Source organism: Streptomyces sp. SID486 (genome assembly GCF_009865385.1).
Classification (GTDB): Bacteria; Actinomycetota; Actinomycetes; order Streptomycetales; family Streptomycetaceae; genus Streptomyces.
Genome location: NZ_WWJT01000145.1, coordinates 1 through 16,111 on the forward strand (window position 1 = coordinate 1; position 16,111 = coordinate 16,111).

The following is a 16,111-nucleotide window of genomic DNA, read 5'->3' on the forward strand; positions in this document are numbered from 1 at the left end:
CCGACGAGAACCAGCCGCACCGCGCCGAAGAGGAGGCGATCGCGCAGCCGGACGCCACCGATCCGGACGGCACCGATCCGGACGGCACCGATCCGGACGGCACCGATCCGGACGGCACCGATCCGGCCGGCACCGATCCGGACGCCACCGATCCGGACGGCGGACGCCCCGCCGCGCCGTCGCGGCCCCGCCCCCGGGGACGGCGGATCCTCCGGCTCGCCGCCGCCGTCCTCGCGCTCCTGCTGGTCCCGCTCCTCACCGCCGAGACGGCCCTGCGCATCAACTACACCGGCGACCCGGCCCCCGGCACCCGCACCCGGCACCGGGACGCCCTGTGGCTGGGGCACGCCTGGGTGGACGGCCGGAAGACCGGCCGGGACGTCGCGGCGCTGGCCCGCCGGCTGCGGGACACCGGCATCCGGGACCTCTACGTCCACGCCGGCCCCCTGGAAGACGACGGCACCCTCCCCGCGTCGGCCTTCCCGAAGGCCCGCCGGCTGACGGCGGCCCTCCACCGGGAACTGCCGGACGTCCGCGTCCAGGCATGGCTCGGCGACAAGCTGGCCACCGAGAGCCCCGACGGGCTGCACCTGGACCGCCCGGCCACCCGCACCGCGATCCTCGCCTCCACCCGTGCCGTCCTCGCCGCCGGCTTCCAAGGCGCCCACTTCGACCTGGAGCCCCTGCACTCCGGTGACCGCGACTACCTCCGCCTCCTCGACGACCTGCGCGCCCTCACCCACGCCCGGGGCGCGGTCCTGTCCGTCGCCGCGCACCAGATCGACCCGCTGCCCGCGTTCCACTCCTTCTGGGGCACGACCACCGGCCACCCCAAGTGGTGGTCCCAGGCGTACTTCGGACAGGTGGCCCGCCGCGTGGACCAGATCGCCGTCATGTCGTACGACACCATGCAACCGCTGGAGAGCCTGTACGGCGGCTATGTCGCCCAGCAGACCAGCCTCGCCCTGGAGGTCACCCCGGACAGCACCGACCTGCTGATGGGCCTGCCCTTCTACCACGAGAACCGGTTCGGCCACCGGGCCCGCGCCGAGACCGTCCCGGCCGCCGTGCGCGGGGTCCGCCTGGGCCTGTCCCGCACGGACGCCGGCCGCGCCCGCTTCGGTGTCGCCCTGTACGTCGACTTCGCGGCCACGCAGGAGGACTGGCGGGCGTACCGGGAGGACTGGGCCGGCTGAGCGGGGCGCGGCGTCGCGCAGCACGGCCTCGCGCGGGCGCCGTCCCTCAGGGGGTCCGCCTCCTGATCTTCGAGCCCAGCCAGACCAGCGGGTCGTACTTGCGGTCGACCGCCCGTTCCTTGAGGGGGATGAGGGCGTTGTCGGTGATCCTGATGCCCTCCGGGCAGACCTCCGTGCAGCACTTGGTGATGTTGCAGTAGCCGAGACCGTGGTCGTCCTGGGCCGTGCGTCCCCGGTCCAGGCCCGTCTCGGCGGCCGCGTCCAGCGGGTGCATGTCCAGTTCCGCGACCCGCATCAGGAAGCGCGGCCCGGCGAACGCCTGCTTGTTCTCCTCGTGGTCGCGCACCACATGGCAGGTGTCCTGGCACAGGAAGCACTCGATGCACTTGCGGAACTCCTGCGAGCGGTCCACGTCCTCCTGCATCATGCGGTACTCGCCGGGACCCAGCCCGGCGGGCGGCACGAACGCCGGGACCTCGCGCGCCTTGCGGTAGTTGAAGCCGACGTCCGTCACCAGGTCCCGCAGCACCGGGAAGGCGCGCAGCGGGGTGATCGTGATCGTCTCGGCCCGGTCGAAGACCGACATGCGGGTCATGCACAGCAGCCGGGGACGGCCGTTGACCTCCGCAGAGCAGGAACCGCACTTGCCGGCCTTGCAGTTCCAGCGCACGGCCAGGTCGGGTGCCTGGGTGGCCTGGAGGCGGTGGACGATGTCGAGGACCACCTCACCGTCGTTCACCTCGACCGTGAAGTCCTTCAGGCCACCGCCCTGTTCGTCGCCCCGCCACACCTTGAAGCGGGCTTCGTAGCTGCTCACTCGTACAGCTCCTCTTCGGCGAGGTACTTGACCAGCTCCTCCTTCTCGAAGAGGGCGAGCAGGTCCGGGCGGACGGGGTCGGTGGTCTCGCGGGTGAGCCGGATCTGGCCGCGGGCGGGATCGGCCGCCGCGAGGGCGCCGGTGGCGTCGGCGAGCGCGCAGAGCAGGTTCACGTTGCGCCAGCCGCGGTCCATCACCGGGTGGTCCTCGCGGGTGTGCCCGCCGCGCGACTCGGTGCGCTCCAGCGCGGCCCGGGCGACGCATTCGCTGACCAGCAGCATGTTCCTGAGGTCCAGGGCGAGGTGCCAGCCGGGGTTGAACTGGCGGTGGCCCTCGACGCCGGCCCGCCGGGCCCGCGTGCGCAGCTCGGCCAGTTTGTGCAGGGCCCGCTCCATCTCGCCCTCGCGGCGGATGATGCCGACCAGGTCGTTCATCGCCTGCTGGAGTTCCTGGTGCAGGGTGTAGGGGTTCTCCGGCGCGCCCCCTTCGCCCTCGGTCTCCGCGGAGAAGGGGCGCAGTGCCTCCGCCGCGGCGGTGTCGACCTGGGCGTCGTCCACCGGCGGGCGCTCGTACGCCAGGCCCTGCGCGTACTCGGCCGCGTGCCAGCCCGCGCGCCGGCCGAAGACCAGCAGGTCGGACAGGGAGTTGCCGCCGAGCCGGTTGGAGCCGTGCATGCCGCCGGCCACCTCGCCGGCCGCGTACAGCCCCGGCACGCCGCGGGCCGCCGCCGTGTCCGAGTCGACCGCGACACCGCCCATCACGTAGTGGCAGGTCGGTCCGACCTCCATCGGCTCCGCCGTGATGTCGACGTCCGCCAGCTCCTTGAACTGGTGGTACATCGACGGCAGGCGGCGCCGGATGACCTCGGCGGGCATCCGGGTGGAGACGTCGAGGAAGACACCGCCGTGCGGTGAGCCCCGGCCCGCCTTCACCTCGGCGTTGATGGCGCGGGCCACCTCGTCGCGGGGGAGCAGCTCGGGGGGCCGGCGGTTGTCCTCGGGGTTGTCGTACCAGCGGTCGGCCTCGTCCTCGGACTCGGCGTACTTCTCCTTGAAGACGTCCGGGACGTAGTCGAACATGAACCGCTCGCCGTCGGAGTTGCGCAGCACCCCGCCGTCGCCGCGCACCGACTCGGTGACGAGGATCCCCTTGACCGACGGCGGCCAGACCATGCCGGTCGGGTGGAACTGCACGAACTCCATGTTGAGCAGCGGCGCGCCCGCCAGCAGTGCCAGCGCGTGGCCGTCGCCCGTGTACTCCCACGAGTTGGAGGTGACCTTGAAGGACTTGCCGATGCCGCCGGTCGCGAGGACGACGGCGGGCGCCTCCAGGACGAAGAAGCGGCCGCTCTCGCGCTCGTAGGCGAAGACGCCGCAGACGCGCTGCCCGTCCTTGAGGACCCGGGTGACCGTGCACTCCTGGAAGACCTTCAGCCGGGACTCGTAGTCCCCGGTCTCCTTGAAGTCCTCCTGCTGGAGGGCGACGATCTTCTGCTGGAGGGTGCGGATCAGCTCCAGGCCGGTACGGTCGCCGACGTGCGCCAGGCGCGGGTACTCGTGGCCGCCGAAGTTGCGCTGCGAGATCCGGCCGTCCTTGGTCCGGTCGAACAGCGCGCCCCAGGTCTCCAGCTCCCACACCCGGTCCGGGGCCTCCTGGGCGTGCAGTTCGGCCATCCGCCACTGGTTCAGGAACTTGCCGCCGCGCATGGTGTCGCGGAAGTGGACCTGCCAGGTGTCGTGCTCGTTGGCGTTGGCCATGGCCGCCGCGATGCCGCCCTCGGCCATCACGGTGTGCGCCTTGCCGAACAGCGACTTGCAGATCACCGCCGTACGGGCGCCCCGCTCGCGTGCCTCGATCGCGGCGCGCAGCCCGGCGCCGCCGGCACCGACCACGACGACGTCCCACTCCTGCCGGTCGACCACGGACATCTATCAGTCCCTCTTCGCTGGATCACTAGAAGAAGCGCGGGTCGTCGAAGACCCCGGACGCGACGAGATACACGTAGAAGTCGGCGAGTGCCACGCTCAGCAGCGAGGCCCAGGCCAGTTGCATGTGCCGTGCGTTGAGCCTGCCGACGAACTGCCAGGCCCGGTAGCGCACGGGGTGTCTGGAGAAGTGCTTGAGCTTGCCGCCGACGATGTGCCGGCAGGAGTGGCAGGAGAGGGTGTACGCCCAGATCAGCCCGATGTTGACGAGGAAGACCAGGGTGCCAAGGCCCATGTGCCCCCACCGGTAGTGCGTGTCCCGGAAGGCCAGCACGGTGTCGTAGGTCAGGATGCCGGCGACCAGCAGGGCGGCGTAGAAGAAGTACCGGTGGACGTTCTGCAGGATGAGCGGGAAGCGGGTCTCGCCGGTGTAGGTCCGGTGCGGCTCGGCCACCGCGCAGGCGGGCGGGGACGCCCAGAAGGCGCGGTAGTACGCCTTGCGGTAGTAGTAGCAGGTCAGGCGGAAGCCGAGCGGGAAGACCAGGATGATGATCGCGGGGGAGATGCCCCACCAGCCGCCGAACAGGTCGGCGTTGGGTCCGGCCCGCATGGTCCGGCAGTTCTCCGCCAGGCACGGCGAGTAGAACGGCGAGACGTACGGCGCCGCGTAGTAGTGGGCGTCGGCGAAGGCCCGCCAGGTCGAGTACACGACGAAGGCGAACAGTCCGGCCGCGGTGACGGCGGGCGCCAGCCACCAGCGGTCGGTCCGCAGGTGCGGGGCGGCGATCGCGGCACGCGTGCGGTCGCGTACGCCGCCGGCGTTCTGTCGGGGTTCCGTACCAGCAGCCAAAGGGGACTCCGGTCGGTAGGGGGTGTCAGGGGGCGCGGCGGTCGCGGGCGCCCAGGCCCTCGTCGTCCGAGTCCGTCCACAGGGTGATGTCGTAGGGCGCGTCGGAGATGGTGACGAGGTCGGGCCGGCCCGGCGCGGCCGGGGCGGCGGCGGCCTCCCGCAGGAGTGCCACGCTCTCGCGCAGGTGGTCGGCGTCCAGCCGGACCCGGCGTATCTCCAGGCCGCCGCCGCCGATCCCGTGCTCCAGGCGGCCCAGTGACCGCTGGAGGTCGTCGAGACAGCGCTGGACGGCGGTGATGTCGTCGTGCACGGACATGTCTTGCCCTCGCTTCCGCTGGTCCGGCGGGCCATGGACAGCAACGTTCATGCGCCTTGGAGTGTTGCGCCTCACGCCTGCCTGTGTGAAGGGATGTGCAGCGATTGGCCGGGGCGTACGGGTGCATCGCCCGGTGCGTTGCGCCGCACGGGTGGGCTTACCGGCCGTCGTCGCCGTGTCGCCCACTGTTGCCGGATCCTTTCCTCTTCAGTGGCCGCATAGATCTGATCAGCTCCATATACCGCCAAACGTGATCAGCTCCATAAGCCGACAAAAGCGAGCATAAGGCCCGCGGCTCCCCGGAGGTAGCAGAGATGTCCCACGACGTTCGGCAGCGCTCCGCGGGGGCGCGGGACAGCATCGACCAGCGGCGCTCCCCGGCCCCGCGGCACTTCCGGCGGAGCCTCGCCTTCCTGGCCGCCGGCACGCTCGCGGTGCCGCTGCTCGCCGGCTGCGGCTCCGACGAGAAGCCCAGCAGTCCCCTGGCCGGGCAGGACATCGCCCCGGTCGCCCGGGAACTGGTCGCCGACGGCGGCACCCTGAAGTGGGCGGTGGACGCCCTGCCGGAGACCCTGAACACCTTCCAGGCCGACGCCGACGCCGGCACCGGCCGGATCGCCCAGGCCGTGCTGCCCTCGATGTTCCGTTTCGACGCGGCCGGCCACCCCGTGGCCGATCCCGCCTATCTGGAATCGGCCAAGGTCATCGAGACCGAGCCGCGCCAGGTCGTGCTGTACAAGCTGAACCAGCAGGCCGTCTGGAGCGACGGCCGGGAGATCGGCGCCGCCGACTTCGCCGCCCAGTGGCGCGCCCTGTCCGGCAGGAACAGCGCGTTCTGGACGGCCCGCAACGCCGGCTACGACCGCATCGCGAAGATCGAGCGCGGTGACAACGACCTCCAGGTCCGGGTCACCTTCTCCCGCCCCTACGCCGACTGGCGGTCACTGTTCTCCCCGCTGTACCCGAAGGACGTCATGGGCACCCCGGACGCCTTCAACGACGGCGCCCGCCGCAAGCTGGCGGTCACCGCCGGTCCCTTCACGGTGCAGAAGGTCGACACCGCCAAGAAGGACGTGGTGCTCGCCCGCAACACGCGCTGGTGGGGCAAGCCCGCCAAGCTGGACGAGATCGTGCTGCACGCCGTACCCCGCGACAAGCGGGCCGCCGCGCTCGCCGACGGCAGCGCGGACCTGGCCGAGATCGCCTCCTCCGACGTCCAGCGCATCGGGCTCGCCAACCGGGAGAAGGGCACCGGCACCCCGCTCCAGGGCGGCGGCCGGACGTCCGCGAAGAAGCTGCGCTCCTGGGCGCTCGCGCACGGTCTCGACGCCGGCGAGGCGCACGCCGGCGAGAAGAAGCTCACCCGGACCGTCACCCGGTACCTGGAGCAGCAGCAGGCGCTGCGCGAGGTCGAGGTCCGCAAGAGCCTGGAACCCGCCTACACCCAGCTCGCCCTCAACGGCTCCACGGGCCCCCTCGCCGACGAGCGGGTCCGGCGGGCCGTCGCCCGCGCGCTGGACCGCACGGAACTGGCGCGGCTGGTGCTCACCCCGCTGGGGCTGCCCGCCGTCCCCGTCGGCAGCCACCTCGCCCTGTCGGGGCAGGACGCCTACGCCGACGACAGCGGCGCGCTCGGCGACCAGGACGCCCAGGAGGCGCAGGCGCTGCTCGCGGACGCCGGCTGGGTGCGCGGCGGCCCGCTCAAGGAGCAGAAGAAGGGCGAGAAGGCGGCCGGTCCGCAGCACCACGACAAGGACGTGTCGAACGGCGGCAAGGACGGGGAGTACGTCGTCGGGGAGGACGAGGAGGAGGACGACAAGGACCGCGACGGGCGCGGCGACGGCAAGGGCAAGCACCACGAGAGCCCCGGCGAGCACCTGGCGCAGGAGAGCGGGCACGGCGGCGCGCCGGGCGCGTACGCCCCCAAGGGCACGGCCGCCCCGGCCGCCGCGCCGGCCGGACCGCTCGCCAAGGACGGCAAGCCGCTCGCGCTGCGCTTCGTGCTGCCCTCCGGGCCCGGCTCGGACACCCTGAACTCGGTCGCCGAGCGGATCTCCGCGATGCTGGAGCAGGTCGGCATCCGCGCGACGATCACCAAGGTCTCGGACGAGAGCTACTTCAAGGACCACATCGCCGCCGGCGACTTCGACCTGGCCCTGTACTCCTGGCCCTCCTCCGCCTTCCCGGCGACCGACGCCCGGCCCGTCTACGCCAAGCCGGTCCCGGCCGCGGACGGCTCGGTGAACGTCGAACAGAACTACACCCGGGTCGGCACGGACCTGGTCGACCAGCTCTTCGACGAGGCCGCGACCACGCTGGACGAGGACGAGGCGCGGGATCTGATCAGAAAGGCCGACTCGCGCATCTGGGCCGCCGCCGGCTCGATCCCGCTCTACCAGCGCCCGCAGCTGGTGGGAGTGCGGAAGAACGTGGTCAACGCCGGTGCCTTCGGTTTCCAGACCCCGGTGTACGAGGACATGGGCTTCCTGAAGCCGGGCGTGAAGGCGTCGGGGAACCCGGGCAAGGGCAAGGGCTAGGGCGGCCCGGCGAGCTGCCACCGCGAACGCCACGTACCATGGGGTGAGGCCGTGGCGCGTCCAGCCCGGCAGGGCCCGCGCGACACGGACGTACGCGCAGGGCAGTCCACACACCGGGAGTACGCCACACCATGCCTGTGACTGCAACGCGTCACGACATCCGCAATGTCGCCATCGTCGCCCACGTCGACCACGGCAAGACCACCATCGTCGACGGCATGCTGAAGCAGGCCGGTGCGTTCGCCGCCCACCAGCTCGAGGGTGTCGACGACCGCATGATGGACTCGAACGACCTGGAGCGTGAGAAGGGCATCACGATCCTCGCCAAGAACACGGCGGTGAAGTATCACCCCAAGGACGGCGGGGACCCGATCACGATCAACATCATCGACACCCCCGGCCACGCCGACTTCGGCGGCGAGGTCGAGCGCGGTCTGTCGATGGTCGACGGTGTCGTGCTGCTGGTGGACGCCTCCGAGGGCCCGCTGCCGCAGACCCGCTTCGTGCTCCGCAAGGCCCTCCAGCAGCGCCTGCCCGTCATCCTGTGCATCAACAAGACGGACCGCCCCGACTCCCGGATCGACGAGGTCGTCAACGAGACGTACGACCTCTTCCTCGACCTGGACGCGGACGAGGAGCAGATCGAGTTCCCGATCGTCTACGCCTGCGGCCGTGACGGCATCGCCTCGCTGACCAAGCCGGACAACGGCACGGTCCCGGCGGACAGCGACAGCCTGGAGCCCTTCTTCTCCACCATCCTGGAGCACATCCCGGCCCCCACGTACGAGGAGGACGCGCCGCTCCAGGCCCACGTCACCAACCTCGACGCCGACAACTTCCTCGGCCGTATCGCGCTGCTCCGCGTCGAGCAGGGCGAGCTGCGCAAGGGCCAGACCGTCGCCTGGATCAAGCGCGACGGCTCGATCAGCAACGTGCGCATCAGCGAGCTGATGATGACCGAGGCGCTCACCCGCAAGCCCGCCGAGAAGGCCGGCCCGGGTGACATCTGCGCGGTCGCCGGTATCCCGGACATCATGATCGGCGAGACCCTCGCCGACACCGAGAACCCGGTCGCGCTGCCGCTGATCACGGTCGACGAGCCGGCGATCTCGATGACGATCGGCACGAACACCTCGCCGCTGGTCGGCCGCGGCGGCACCGGCAAGGGCGCCGACGCGAAGGCGGCCGTGAAGGACCGCAAGGTCACCGCCCGCCAGGTCAAGGACCGCCTCGACCGCGAGCTGATCGGTAACGTCTCGCTGCGCGTGCTGGACACCGAGCGCCCGGACGCCTGGGAGGTCCAGGGCCGCGGTGAGCTGGCGCTCGCCATCCTGGTCGAGCAGATGCGCCGCGAGGGATACGAGCTGACCGTCGGCAAGCCGCAGGTCGTCACCAAGGACGTCGACGGCAAGACCTACGAGCCGGTCGAGCGCATGACGATCGACGTGCCCGAGGAGCACATGGGTGCCGTCACCCAGCTCATGGGCGTCCGCAAGGGCCGCATGGACAACATGTCGAACCACGGCTCCGGCTGGGTCCGCATGGAGTTCGTCGTCCCCTCCCGGGGTCTGATCGGCTTCCGTACCGAGTTCCTGACCCAGACCCGGGGCACGGGTATCGGCCACTCCATCCACGAGGGCTTCGAGCCGTGGTTCGGCAACCTGACGACCCGTAACAACGGCTCGCTGGTCGCGGACCGCTCCGGTGCCGTCACCGCCTTCGCGATGACGAACCTCCAGGAGCGCGGCGTGCTGTTCGTGGAGCCGGGCACCGAGGTGTACGAGGGCATGATCGTCGGCGAGAACTCCCGCTCCGACGACATGGACGTCAACATCACCAAGGAGAAGAAGCTCACGAACATGCGGTCGTCCTCGGCCGACTCGTTCGAGGCGATCGTCCCGCCGCGCAAGCTCTCGCTGGAGCAGTCGCTGGAGTTCTGCCGCGACGACGAGTGCGTCGAGGTGACCCCGGAGGCCGTTCGCATCCGCAAGGTGAACCTGGACGCCCGCGAGCGCGCCCGCGCCGCGAGCCGCGCCAAGCACGGCTGATCGAGGACCCACCCGGCCCGGGTGTCCCCACGATGGGGACACCCGGGCTTTTTGCAACCCGTTTTACGGTGACCGGTGACCTACCCCGCGTGGCCGGCTGTCCGGATTGCGGAGATGTCCGACCGATAGCCATGTAACACGTCCGTTTCGCGGCCTTCTCCCGGCGAACAGTTTGTCCACTTTTTGGAAGTTGTTCGGGCCAGCTGTGACTGAATTGAGATTTAAAGACAGTGGTCGCCACCTGACTCATGGCAGATAGTTAGCCGCGTAGCGCTCGGGTCAATGGGTCTCGCGCTGTGGGGACAGCGCCGACTCACGAGCACCAGGGGGTGTCTGACCCTCCGTCAGGGGTGTCGGAGGGAAGACGGTAACCCCCCTCCTGTCGGTGAACTTGTGGAGTCATGAGGAGGAACCCCCATGCGCGGTGTCACGAACACCAGGTGGGTCGGTCCGGCACGTCCAGCGGTGTGATCCGGCTGTAGAACTACGCGCGTCCGACTGCGGTTTCGCGCGTCATCGGAGTACCCGGGCACCTCTCACACTTATATCTGTGAAACGGACGAACCGTGACAAGTCCTATCGATATCGAGGGCGGCGGGGCGTCGCTCGTCGTCGACGGCGAACCACAGCCGGAGACGAAGAGGGAGGCCGTCAAGCTCGCGGGCCGGTCCCCCGGCCAGCTGATGTGGCTGCGCTTCAAGCGCGACCGCACGGGCGTGATCTGCGCCGTCGTGGTGCTCGGCTACTTCGTCGTCGCCCTCCTCGCACCGCTGCTCGTCAAGCTGTCGGGCACCGATCCGTACACCCTGTACGGCCAGGACCCCACCTATGCCGACACACCCGTACTCGACGAATTCGGCCTGCCCCTGGGCTACTTGGGAGGCGTGTCGGGCGGCCACTGGTTCGGTGTCGAACCGCAGTACGGCCGGGACCTGTTCGCCATGCTCGTGTACGGCATGCGCACCTCCCTGTACATGGCGCTCGGCATCACCGTCCTCATCATGCTCACCGGTGTCGTGATCGGCCTGATCGGCGGGTACTTCGGCGGCCGTACGGACTACTGGATCGGTCGCGGCACCGACTTCTTCCTCTCCTTCCCGCAACAGCTGTTCTTCATCGCCTTCATGCCCGTCGTGACGTCGTTCTTCGTGGATCCCCGCGAGGAGACACCGACCTACTTCCGGGCCCTCGCCATGCTGATCGTGCTGTGGCTGCTGGGCTGGATGGGTATGGCCCGGCTGGTGCGGTCGACCGTACTCTCCCTGCGGGAAAGGGAGTTCGTGGAGGCGGCCAAGGTCTCGGGCGCCTCGCCGTGGCGGATCGTGCGCAAGGAGATCCTGCCCAACGTCGTCACCCCGATCCTGGTGCAGTTCACGTACCAGCTGCCCAGCACCATCCTCAGCATCGCCTTCCTGTCCTTCGCGGGTGTCGGGTTCGTCGAGCCGACGCCCGACTGGGGGCGCCTCTTCGCCGTCGGTGCCCGGTACGCCGAACAGGACCCGGCGTTCATGTTCTTCCCCGGGACGGCGCTGGTGATCTTCGTCCTGTGCTTCAACCTCCTCGGGGACTCCGTACGGGACGCGTTCGACCCCAAGTCCGGTCGTTAGACCGTCCGTTGGGTGGGGGTGGCTGCCGCCCCCGCCGGCCAGCGCGGCCGGCGCCCGGCAGATCTCACGGATAACAAACGACAGGTAGGTGGATTCGCCCCATGATGTCTCATCGCGCCCGCGGAGCGCGTGCCGTTGTGATCGCCATCGCGGCCGGCTCCCTCGCTCTCACCGGCTGCTCGAAGAACGAGGGCGGCAAGTCGGGCAAGGACTCCAAGAAGGACCAGAAGGAGGCGGCGGTCCAGTCCAAGGCGGTCACCTACGTCGACGCCGCCGGATCGACCGGACCCGCCAAGGAGGTGCCCGGCGCCAAACCCGGCGGCACGATCACCGTCTACCAGGAGGCGGGACTGTCCCACCTGGACCCCGGCCAGATCTACGTCTCCGACGCGGGGCAGGTCGCCAACCTGCTCTTCCGCCGGCTGACCCAGTTCCAGGAGGACGACAAGGGCGACGTGTCGGTCGCCGGTGACCTCGCCACCGACTCCGGCAAGTCCTCCGACGGCGGCAGGACCTGGACCTTCACGCTGAAGGACGGCATCAAGGACGAGAACGGCAACCCCATCTCCTCGTCCGACGTCCGGCACAGCATCGAGCGCCTGTACGCGAAGTTCATCTTCGACGGCCCGACCTATCTGCAGACCTGGCTGAGCGGCGCCGACTACCGCAAGGCCCTGCCCGGCGGCGGCTTCGACGGCAAGCACCTGCCGGCCTCGGTGCTGGACACCCCCGACGCCAAGACGGTGGTCTTCCACTTCGACCAGCCGCGCCCGGACCTGCCGCAGACGCTCGCCATGGCCGGCTACGCCGTCGTCCCGGCGAAGGGCGACACCAAGGAGAAGTACGAGAAGAAGCCGGTCGCCACCGGCCCGTACAAGATCGCCGAGAACAAGGCCGGCAAGACCCTGAAGCTGGTGCGGAACACCAACTGGGACCCGAAGACGGACTCCGTGCGGCACCAGTACGCCGACGGTTTCACGATCCAGTTCGGAGTCACCGAGTCCACCCAGACCAAGCGGCTGATCGCGGACCAGGGCGACAACAAGAACGCCATCCAGCTCACCAACGGTGTCGAGGCCACCCAGATCCAGGACGTCATCAGGAACCCGGAGGCCAGCAAGCGCACGGTCAAGGGCTACCAGCCCTACGTCATGCAGCTGACCTTCAACCTCGACCGGGTCAAGGACATCAAGGTCCGCCAGGCCGTCACCTACGCGGTCAACTCCAAGTCCCTCATCGCCGGCGAGGGCGGTGCCTACGGCGGCGACGTCGCGCCGAACTACTTCGCGCCGACGCTGCCCGGCTACGAGCCCGGCTACGACCCCTACGGCCGCCTGAAGACCCCGCAGGGCAACATCGCCAAGGCCAAGGAGATCCTGAAGAGCGTCCCGGCGGCCGAGAAGAAGCTCGTCTTCGCCTACGCCAACAGCGAGGCCGGCCAGAAGCGCAAGGTCGCCATCGAGGACGCGCTCACCAAGGTCGGGTTCGACATCGTCGCCAAGGAGGTCGACGCGGCGAGCTACTACGAGCAGATCGGCAAGCTCAAGAACCCGTACGACATGTACATCTCCGGCTGGGGCCAGGACTGGCCGTCCCCGGGCACGGTCGTCACGCCGATCTACGACGGCACGCAGGTCTTCGACGGCTCCTCGAACTACTCGCACGTGAAGGACCCGAAGGTCGACGCCCTCATCAAGCAGGCGCTGACCCAGCAGCCGGCCGACGCCGCGAAGACCTGGAAGGAAGCCCAGCACTACCTGCTGGAGAAGGTCGTCCCGGGGGCCCCGCTGTGGTACACGAAGCAGTTCCAGATCTCCGGCTCCAACGTGGGCGGTGCCCGCTACGGCTCGGTGTCCAGTCTCATCGACATCACGAGGCTGTACCTGAAGTCGTGACCCGCGGCCGATGACGGGGGGCGCGCTCCGGACCGAGCGCGCCCCGCGTCCGAGCGCGACCCCACCCACAGCCTCCGAGAGAGCAGCCAGCCCGCCATGCTTCAGTTCATACTCCGGCGCACGGTCGGCGCCTTCGTCACGCTCTTCCTCATCGGGGCGGCGACGTTCTTCCTCTTCGTGGCCGCACCCTCCGACTACGCCTCCCTGGCCTGCGGCAAGGACTGTTCGCCCCAGCGGCTGGCGGACATCCGGGACGCCCTGGGCCTCGACCTGCCTCTGGCACAGCAGTTCTGGGACTTCATGTCCGGCATCGTGACGGGCCGTGACTTCCCGACCGGGCACTGCTCGGCGCCCTGCCTGGGCGTGTCGTTCTACTCGGGGGACATGGTCTGGAGCACCATCATGGACCGGTTCCCGCTGACCCTCACCCTGACCGCCGGCGGTGCCGTCGTCTTCCTCCTCGTCGGGGTCGGCGCGGGCATGATCGCCGCCTACCGGCGCGGGACGCTCGTGGACAAGGTCGCCACCGGCACGTCCATGGTGCTCAGTTCGTTCCAGATCTACTTCCTCGGCCCGATCGTGCTGACGGTCCTCGTCTACAGCACCGGCTGGATGGAGGACCCGCACTACGTGCCGGTCACCGACGACCCGCTCGGCTGGTTCGTCGGGATGTCGATCCCGGTCTGCGTGATGGCCACGATCTTCACCGCGCAGTACACCCGTATGGCGCGCTCGTCGATGATCGAGCAGCTCGCCGAGGACCACGTGCGCACCGCGCGGGCCAAGGGCATGTCCCGCAAGTACGTCTTCCTGCGCTACGCCTGGCGCGGCTCGCTCATCCCGATCGTCACCGTGCTCGGCATCGACGTCAGCTCCATGCTGGGCGGCGCCGTCGTCACCGAACTGACCTTCTCCCTCCAGGGGATCGGCCGGCTCGCCGTGGACGGCGCGGTCAACAAGGACCTGCCGCTGACGATGGGGGTCATGCTGTTCGGCGCCTTCTTCATCCTGCTCATCAACATCCTGACCGACATCACCTACGCGTGGATCGACCCCCGCATCCGGCTCTCCTAGGAAGAACCAACCACTGTGACCACACTGACCAAGGCCGCGGGCGCACCGGCCCCGACCGGGCCGGACGGTTTCCTCTCGGTGCGTGATCTCCAGGTGACGTTCTCCACCGAGGACGGCCCGGTCAAGGCCGTCGACGGACTCTCCTTCGACCTGGACCGCGGGAAGACCCTCGGCATCGTGGGGGAGTCGGGTTCGGGCAAGTCGGTCACCAACCTGACGATCCTCGGACTGCACGACCCGCTGTTCACCTCGGTGGACGGGGAGATCGTCCTCGACGGCAAGGAACTCATCACCGCCACCGAGAAGGAGATGGAGCGGCTGCGCGGCAACCGGATGGCGATGATCTTCCAGGATCCGCTGACCGCGCTGTCGCCCTTCTACACCATCGGCCGGCAGATCGCCGAGCCGTTCATGAAGCACACCGGCGCCTCGAAGAAGGCCGGTTGGCAGCGCGCCGTGGACATGCTCGCCAAGGTGGGCATCCCCAACCCCGCGGACCGCGCCCGGGACTACCCGCACCAGTTCTCCGGCGGCATGCGCCAGCGCGCCATGATCGCCATGGCGCTGGTCTGCGACCCCGACCTGCTGATCGCCGACGAGCCGACCACGGCCCTCGACGTGACCGTGCAGGCTCAGATCCTCGACCTGCTCAAGGACCTCCAGCGGGAGTTCGGCACGGGGATCGTGTTCATCACCCACGACCTCGGGGTGATCGCCGACATGGCCGACGACATCATGGTCATGTACGCCGGGCGCGCGGTGGAGCGCGGCACCGTCGACGAGGTCCTCAGATCGCCCCAGCACCCGTACACCTGGGGCCTGCTGAACTCGATGCCCCGGCTGGACTCCGACCTCGGCACCCCGCTGTCGCCCATTCCCGGTACGCCGCCGAGCCTGCTCACCCCGCCGGCCGGCTGCCGTTTCCACCCCCGGTGCACCTTCCGGGACCGGGTCGGCGGCGACCGCTGCGCCACCGAGCGCCCCGCGCTGGCGCCGGGCCGCTCCTCGGCGTGCCACCTCGGCGCGGAACAGAAACGAACCATCTTCGTGGAAGAGATCAGGCCCCGGCTGGGCTAGGAGGACAACCGTCATGACAGAGGACCTGGTCCTCCCCGCCGCCCAGGAGGCCGGTGCGGACACGGCGCGCGAGCCGCTGCTGACCGTCTCGGGGCTGGTCAAGCACTTCCCCGTCAAGGGCGGCTTCCCCGTCCGCCGTACCGTCGGCGCCGTCCAGGCCGTCGACGGCGTGGACCTGACCGTGCACGAGGGCGAGAGCTTCGGCCTGGTCGGTGAGTCCGGCTGCGGCAAGTCGACCACCGGCCGGCTCATCACCCGCCTGCTGGAGCCCACCCACGGCACCATCACCTACCGCGGCCGGGACATCGGCCACGCGACGCGCAAGCAGCTGGCGCCGATCCGCTCCGAGATCCAGATGATCTTCCAGGACCCGTACTCGTCGCTGAACCCGCGGCAGACGGTCGGCAAGATCATCTCCGGGCCGATGGAGATCAACGGCATCAACCCGCCCGGCGGCCGGGAGAGCCGCGTCCGGGAACTGCTGGAGATCGTCGGCCTCAACCCCGAGCACTACAACCGGTTCCCGCACGAGTTCTCCGGCGGCCAGCGCCAGCGCATCGGCGTCGCCCGGGCGCTCGCCCTGGAACCGAAGCTGATCGTGGCGGACGAACCGGTCTCCGCCCTGGACGTCTCCATCCAGGCCCAGGTCGTCAACCTGCTCCAGAAGGTGCAGCGGGAACTCGGCATCGCGTTCGTCTTCATCGCCCACGACCTCGCGATCGTCCGGCACTTCTCGCAGCGCGTCGCGGTCATGTACCTCGGCAAGATC

At 69.7% G+C, this 16,111-nt stretch carries 12 protein-coding genes; 8 read left to right on the top strand and 4 right to left on the bottom strand.

The window, feature by feature from the left end:
* The first annotated feature begins 38 nt into the window (after positions 1 to 38).
* Complete coding sequence (locus GT045_RS07250) at positions 39 to 1,196, top strand: hypothetical protein (RefSeq protein ID WP_161333661.1); 1,158 nt, start codon at positions 39 to 41, stop codon at positions 1,194 to 1,196.
* Positions 1,197 to 1,242: 46 nt separating this feature from the next.
* Here GT045_RS07250 and GT045_RS07255 read toward each other — a convergent pair whose 3' ends face one another.
* Genes GT045_RS07255 through GT045_RS07270 form a run of 4 tightly spaced genes read right to left on the bottom strand, consistent with a single transcriptional unit; the run spans position 1,243 to position 5,104 of the window.
* A complete protein-coding gene (locus tag GT045_RS07255; protein ID WP_161294842.1) occupies positions 1,243 to 2,013 on the bottom strand; it encodes a succinate dehydrogenase/fumarate reductase iron-sulfur subunit in 771 nt (256 codons plus the stop codon).
* Positions 2,010 to 3,941 carry a fumarate reductase/succinate dehydrogenase flavoprotein subunit gene (locus GT045_RS07260; protein ID WP_161333657.1) on the bottom strand — a complete coding sequence of 644 codons (1,932 nt, stop codon included), beginning with the start codon at positions 3,939 to 3,941 and terminating at the stop codon, positions 2,010 to 2,012. The genes GT045_RS07255 and GT045_RS07260 overlap by 4 nt, the downstream gene beginning before the upstream one ends.
* Positions 3,942 to 3,966: 25 nt before the next feature.
* Positions 3,967 to 4,788, bottom strand: a complete 822-nt coding sequence (locus GT045_RS07265) for a hypothetical protein (protein ID WP_161294845.1) — start codon at positions 4,786 to 4,788, stop codon at positions 3,967 to 3,969.
* Between the two features lie 25 nt (positions 4,789 to 4,813).
* Positions 4,814 to 5,104 (bottom strand): hypothetical protein, encoded by a 291-nt coding sequence (locus GT045_RS07270; protein WP_161294847.1) that lies wholly within the window; start codon positions 5,102 to 5,104, stop codon positions 4,814 to 4,816.
* A gap of 314 nt (positions 5,105 to 5,418) precedes the next feature.
* Here GT045_RS07270 and GT045_RS07275 point away from each other — a divergent pair, with 314 nt between their 5' ends.
* The 7 genes from GT045_RS07275 to GT045_RS07305 all read left to right on the top strand — a co-directional run.
* Complete coding sequence (locus GT045_RS07275; RefSeq protein WP_161333658.1) at positions 5,419 to 7,641, top strand: ABC transporter family substrate-binding protein; 2,223 nt, start codon at positions 5,419 to 5,421, stop codon at positions 7,639 to 7,641.
* Between the two features lie 131 nt (positions 7,642 to 7,772).
* On the top strand, positions 7,773 to 9,689 hold the full coding sequence (gene typA / locus GT045_RS07280) for a translational GTPase TypA (RefSeq protein WP_161294851.1): 1,917 nt from the start codon (positions 7,773 to 7,775) through the stop codon (positions 9,687 to 9,689).
* Between the two features lie 566 nt (positions 9,690 to 10,255).
* Positions 10,256 to 11,296: an ABC transporter permease gene (locus tag GT045_RS07285; protein WP_161294853.1), complete on the top strand. Its 1,041-nt coding sequence runs from the start codon at positions 10,256 to 10,258 to the stop codon at positions 11,294 to 11,296.
* 101 nt (positions 11,297 to 11,397) lie between these two features.
* The gene (locus tag GT045_RS07290) at positions 11,398 to 13,191 is read left to right on the top strand and encodes an ABC transporter substrate-binding protein (RefSeq protein WP_202516104.1); all 1,794 of its coding nucleotides are present in this window, start codon (positions 11,398 to 11,400) and stop codon (positions 13,189 to 13,191) included.
* 96 nt (positions 13,192 to 13,287) lie between these two features.
* A complete protein-coding gene (locus GT045_RS07295; RefSeq protein WP_161294857.1) occupies positions 13,288 to 14,265 on the top strand; it encodes an ABC transporter permease in 978 nt (325 codons plus the stop codon).
* A gap of 15 nt (positions 14,266 to 14,280) precedes the next feature.
* Positions 14,281 to 15,342: an ABC transporter ATP-binding protein gene (locus tag GT045_RS07300; RefSeq protein WP_161333659.1), complete on the top strand. Its 1,062-nt coding sequence runs from the start codon at positions 14,281 to 14,283 to the stop codon at positions 15,340 to 15,342.
* Positions 15,343 to 15,355: 13 nt separating this feature from the next.
* On the top strand, positions 15,356 to 16,111 hold a 756-nt coding region (locus GT045_RS07305; protein WP_161333660.1), incomplete at its 3' end, for a dipeptide/oligopeptide/nickel ABC transporter ATP-binding protein.

Coding starts and splice junctions, on each gene's coding strand:
- GT045_RS07260 (WP_161333657.1), bottom strand. CDS start 3,941: ATGTCCGTGGTCGACCGGCAGGAGTGGGACGTCGTCGTGGTCGGTGCC.
- GT045_RS07270 (WP_161294847.1), bottom strand. CDS start 5,104: ATGTCCGTGCACGACGACATCACCGCCGTCCAGCGCTGTCTCGACGAC.
- GT045_RS07275 (WP_161333658.1), top strand. CDS start 5,419: ATGTCCCACGACGTTCGGCAGCGCTCCGCGGGGGCGCGGGACAGCATC.
- typA (WP_161294851.1), top strand. CDS start 7,773: ATGCCTGTGACTGCAACGCGTCACGACATCCGCAATGTCGCCATCGTC.
- GT045_RS07290 (WP_202516104.1), top strand. CDS start 11,398: ATGATGTCTCATCGCGCCCGCGGAGCGCGTGCCGTTGTGATCGCCATC.
- GT045_RS07295 (WP_161294857.1), top strand. CDS start 13,288: ATGCTTCAGTTCATACTCCGGCGCACGGTCGGCGCCTTCGTCACGCTC.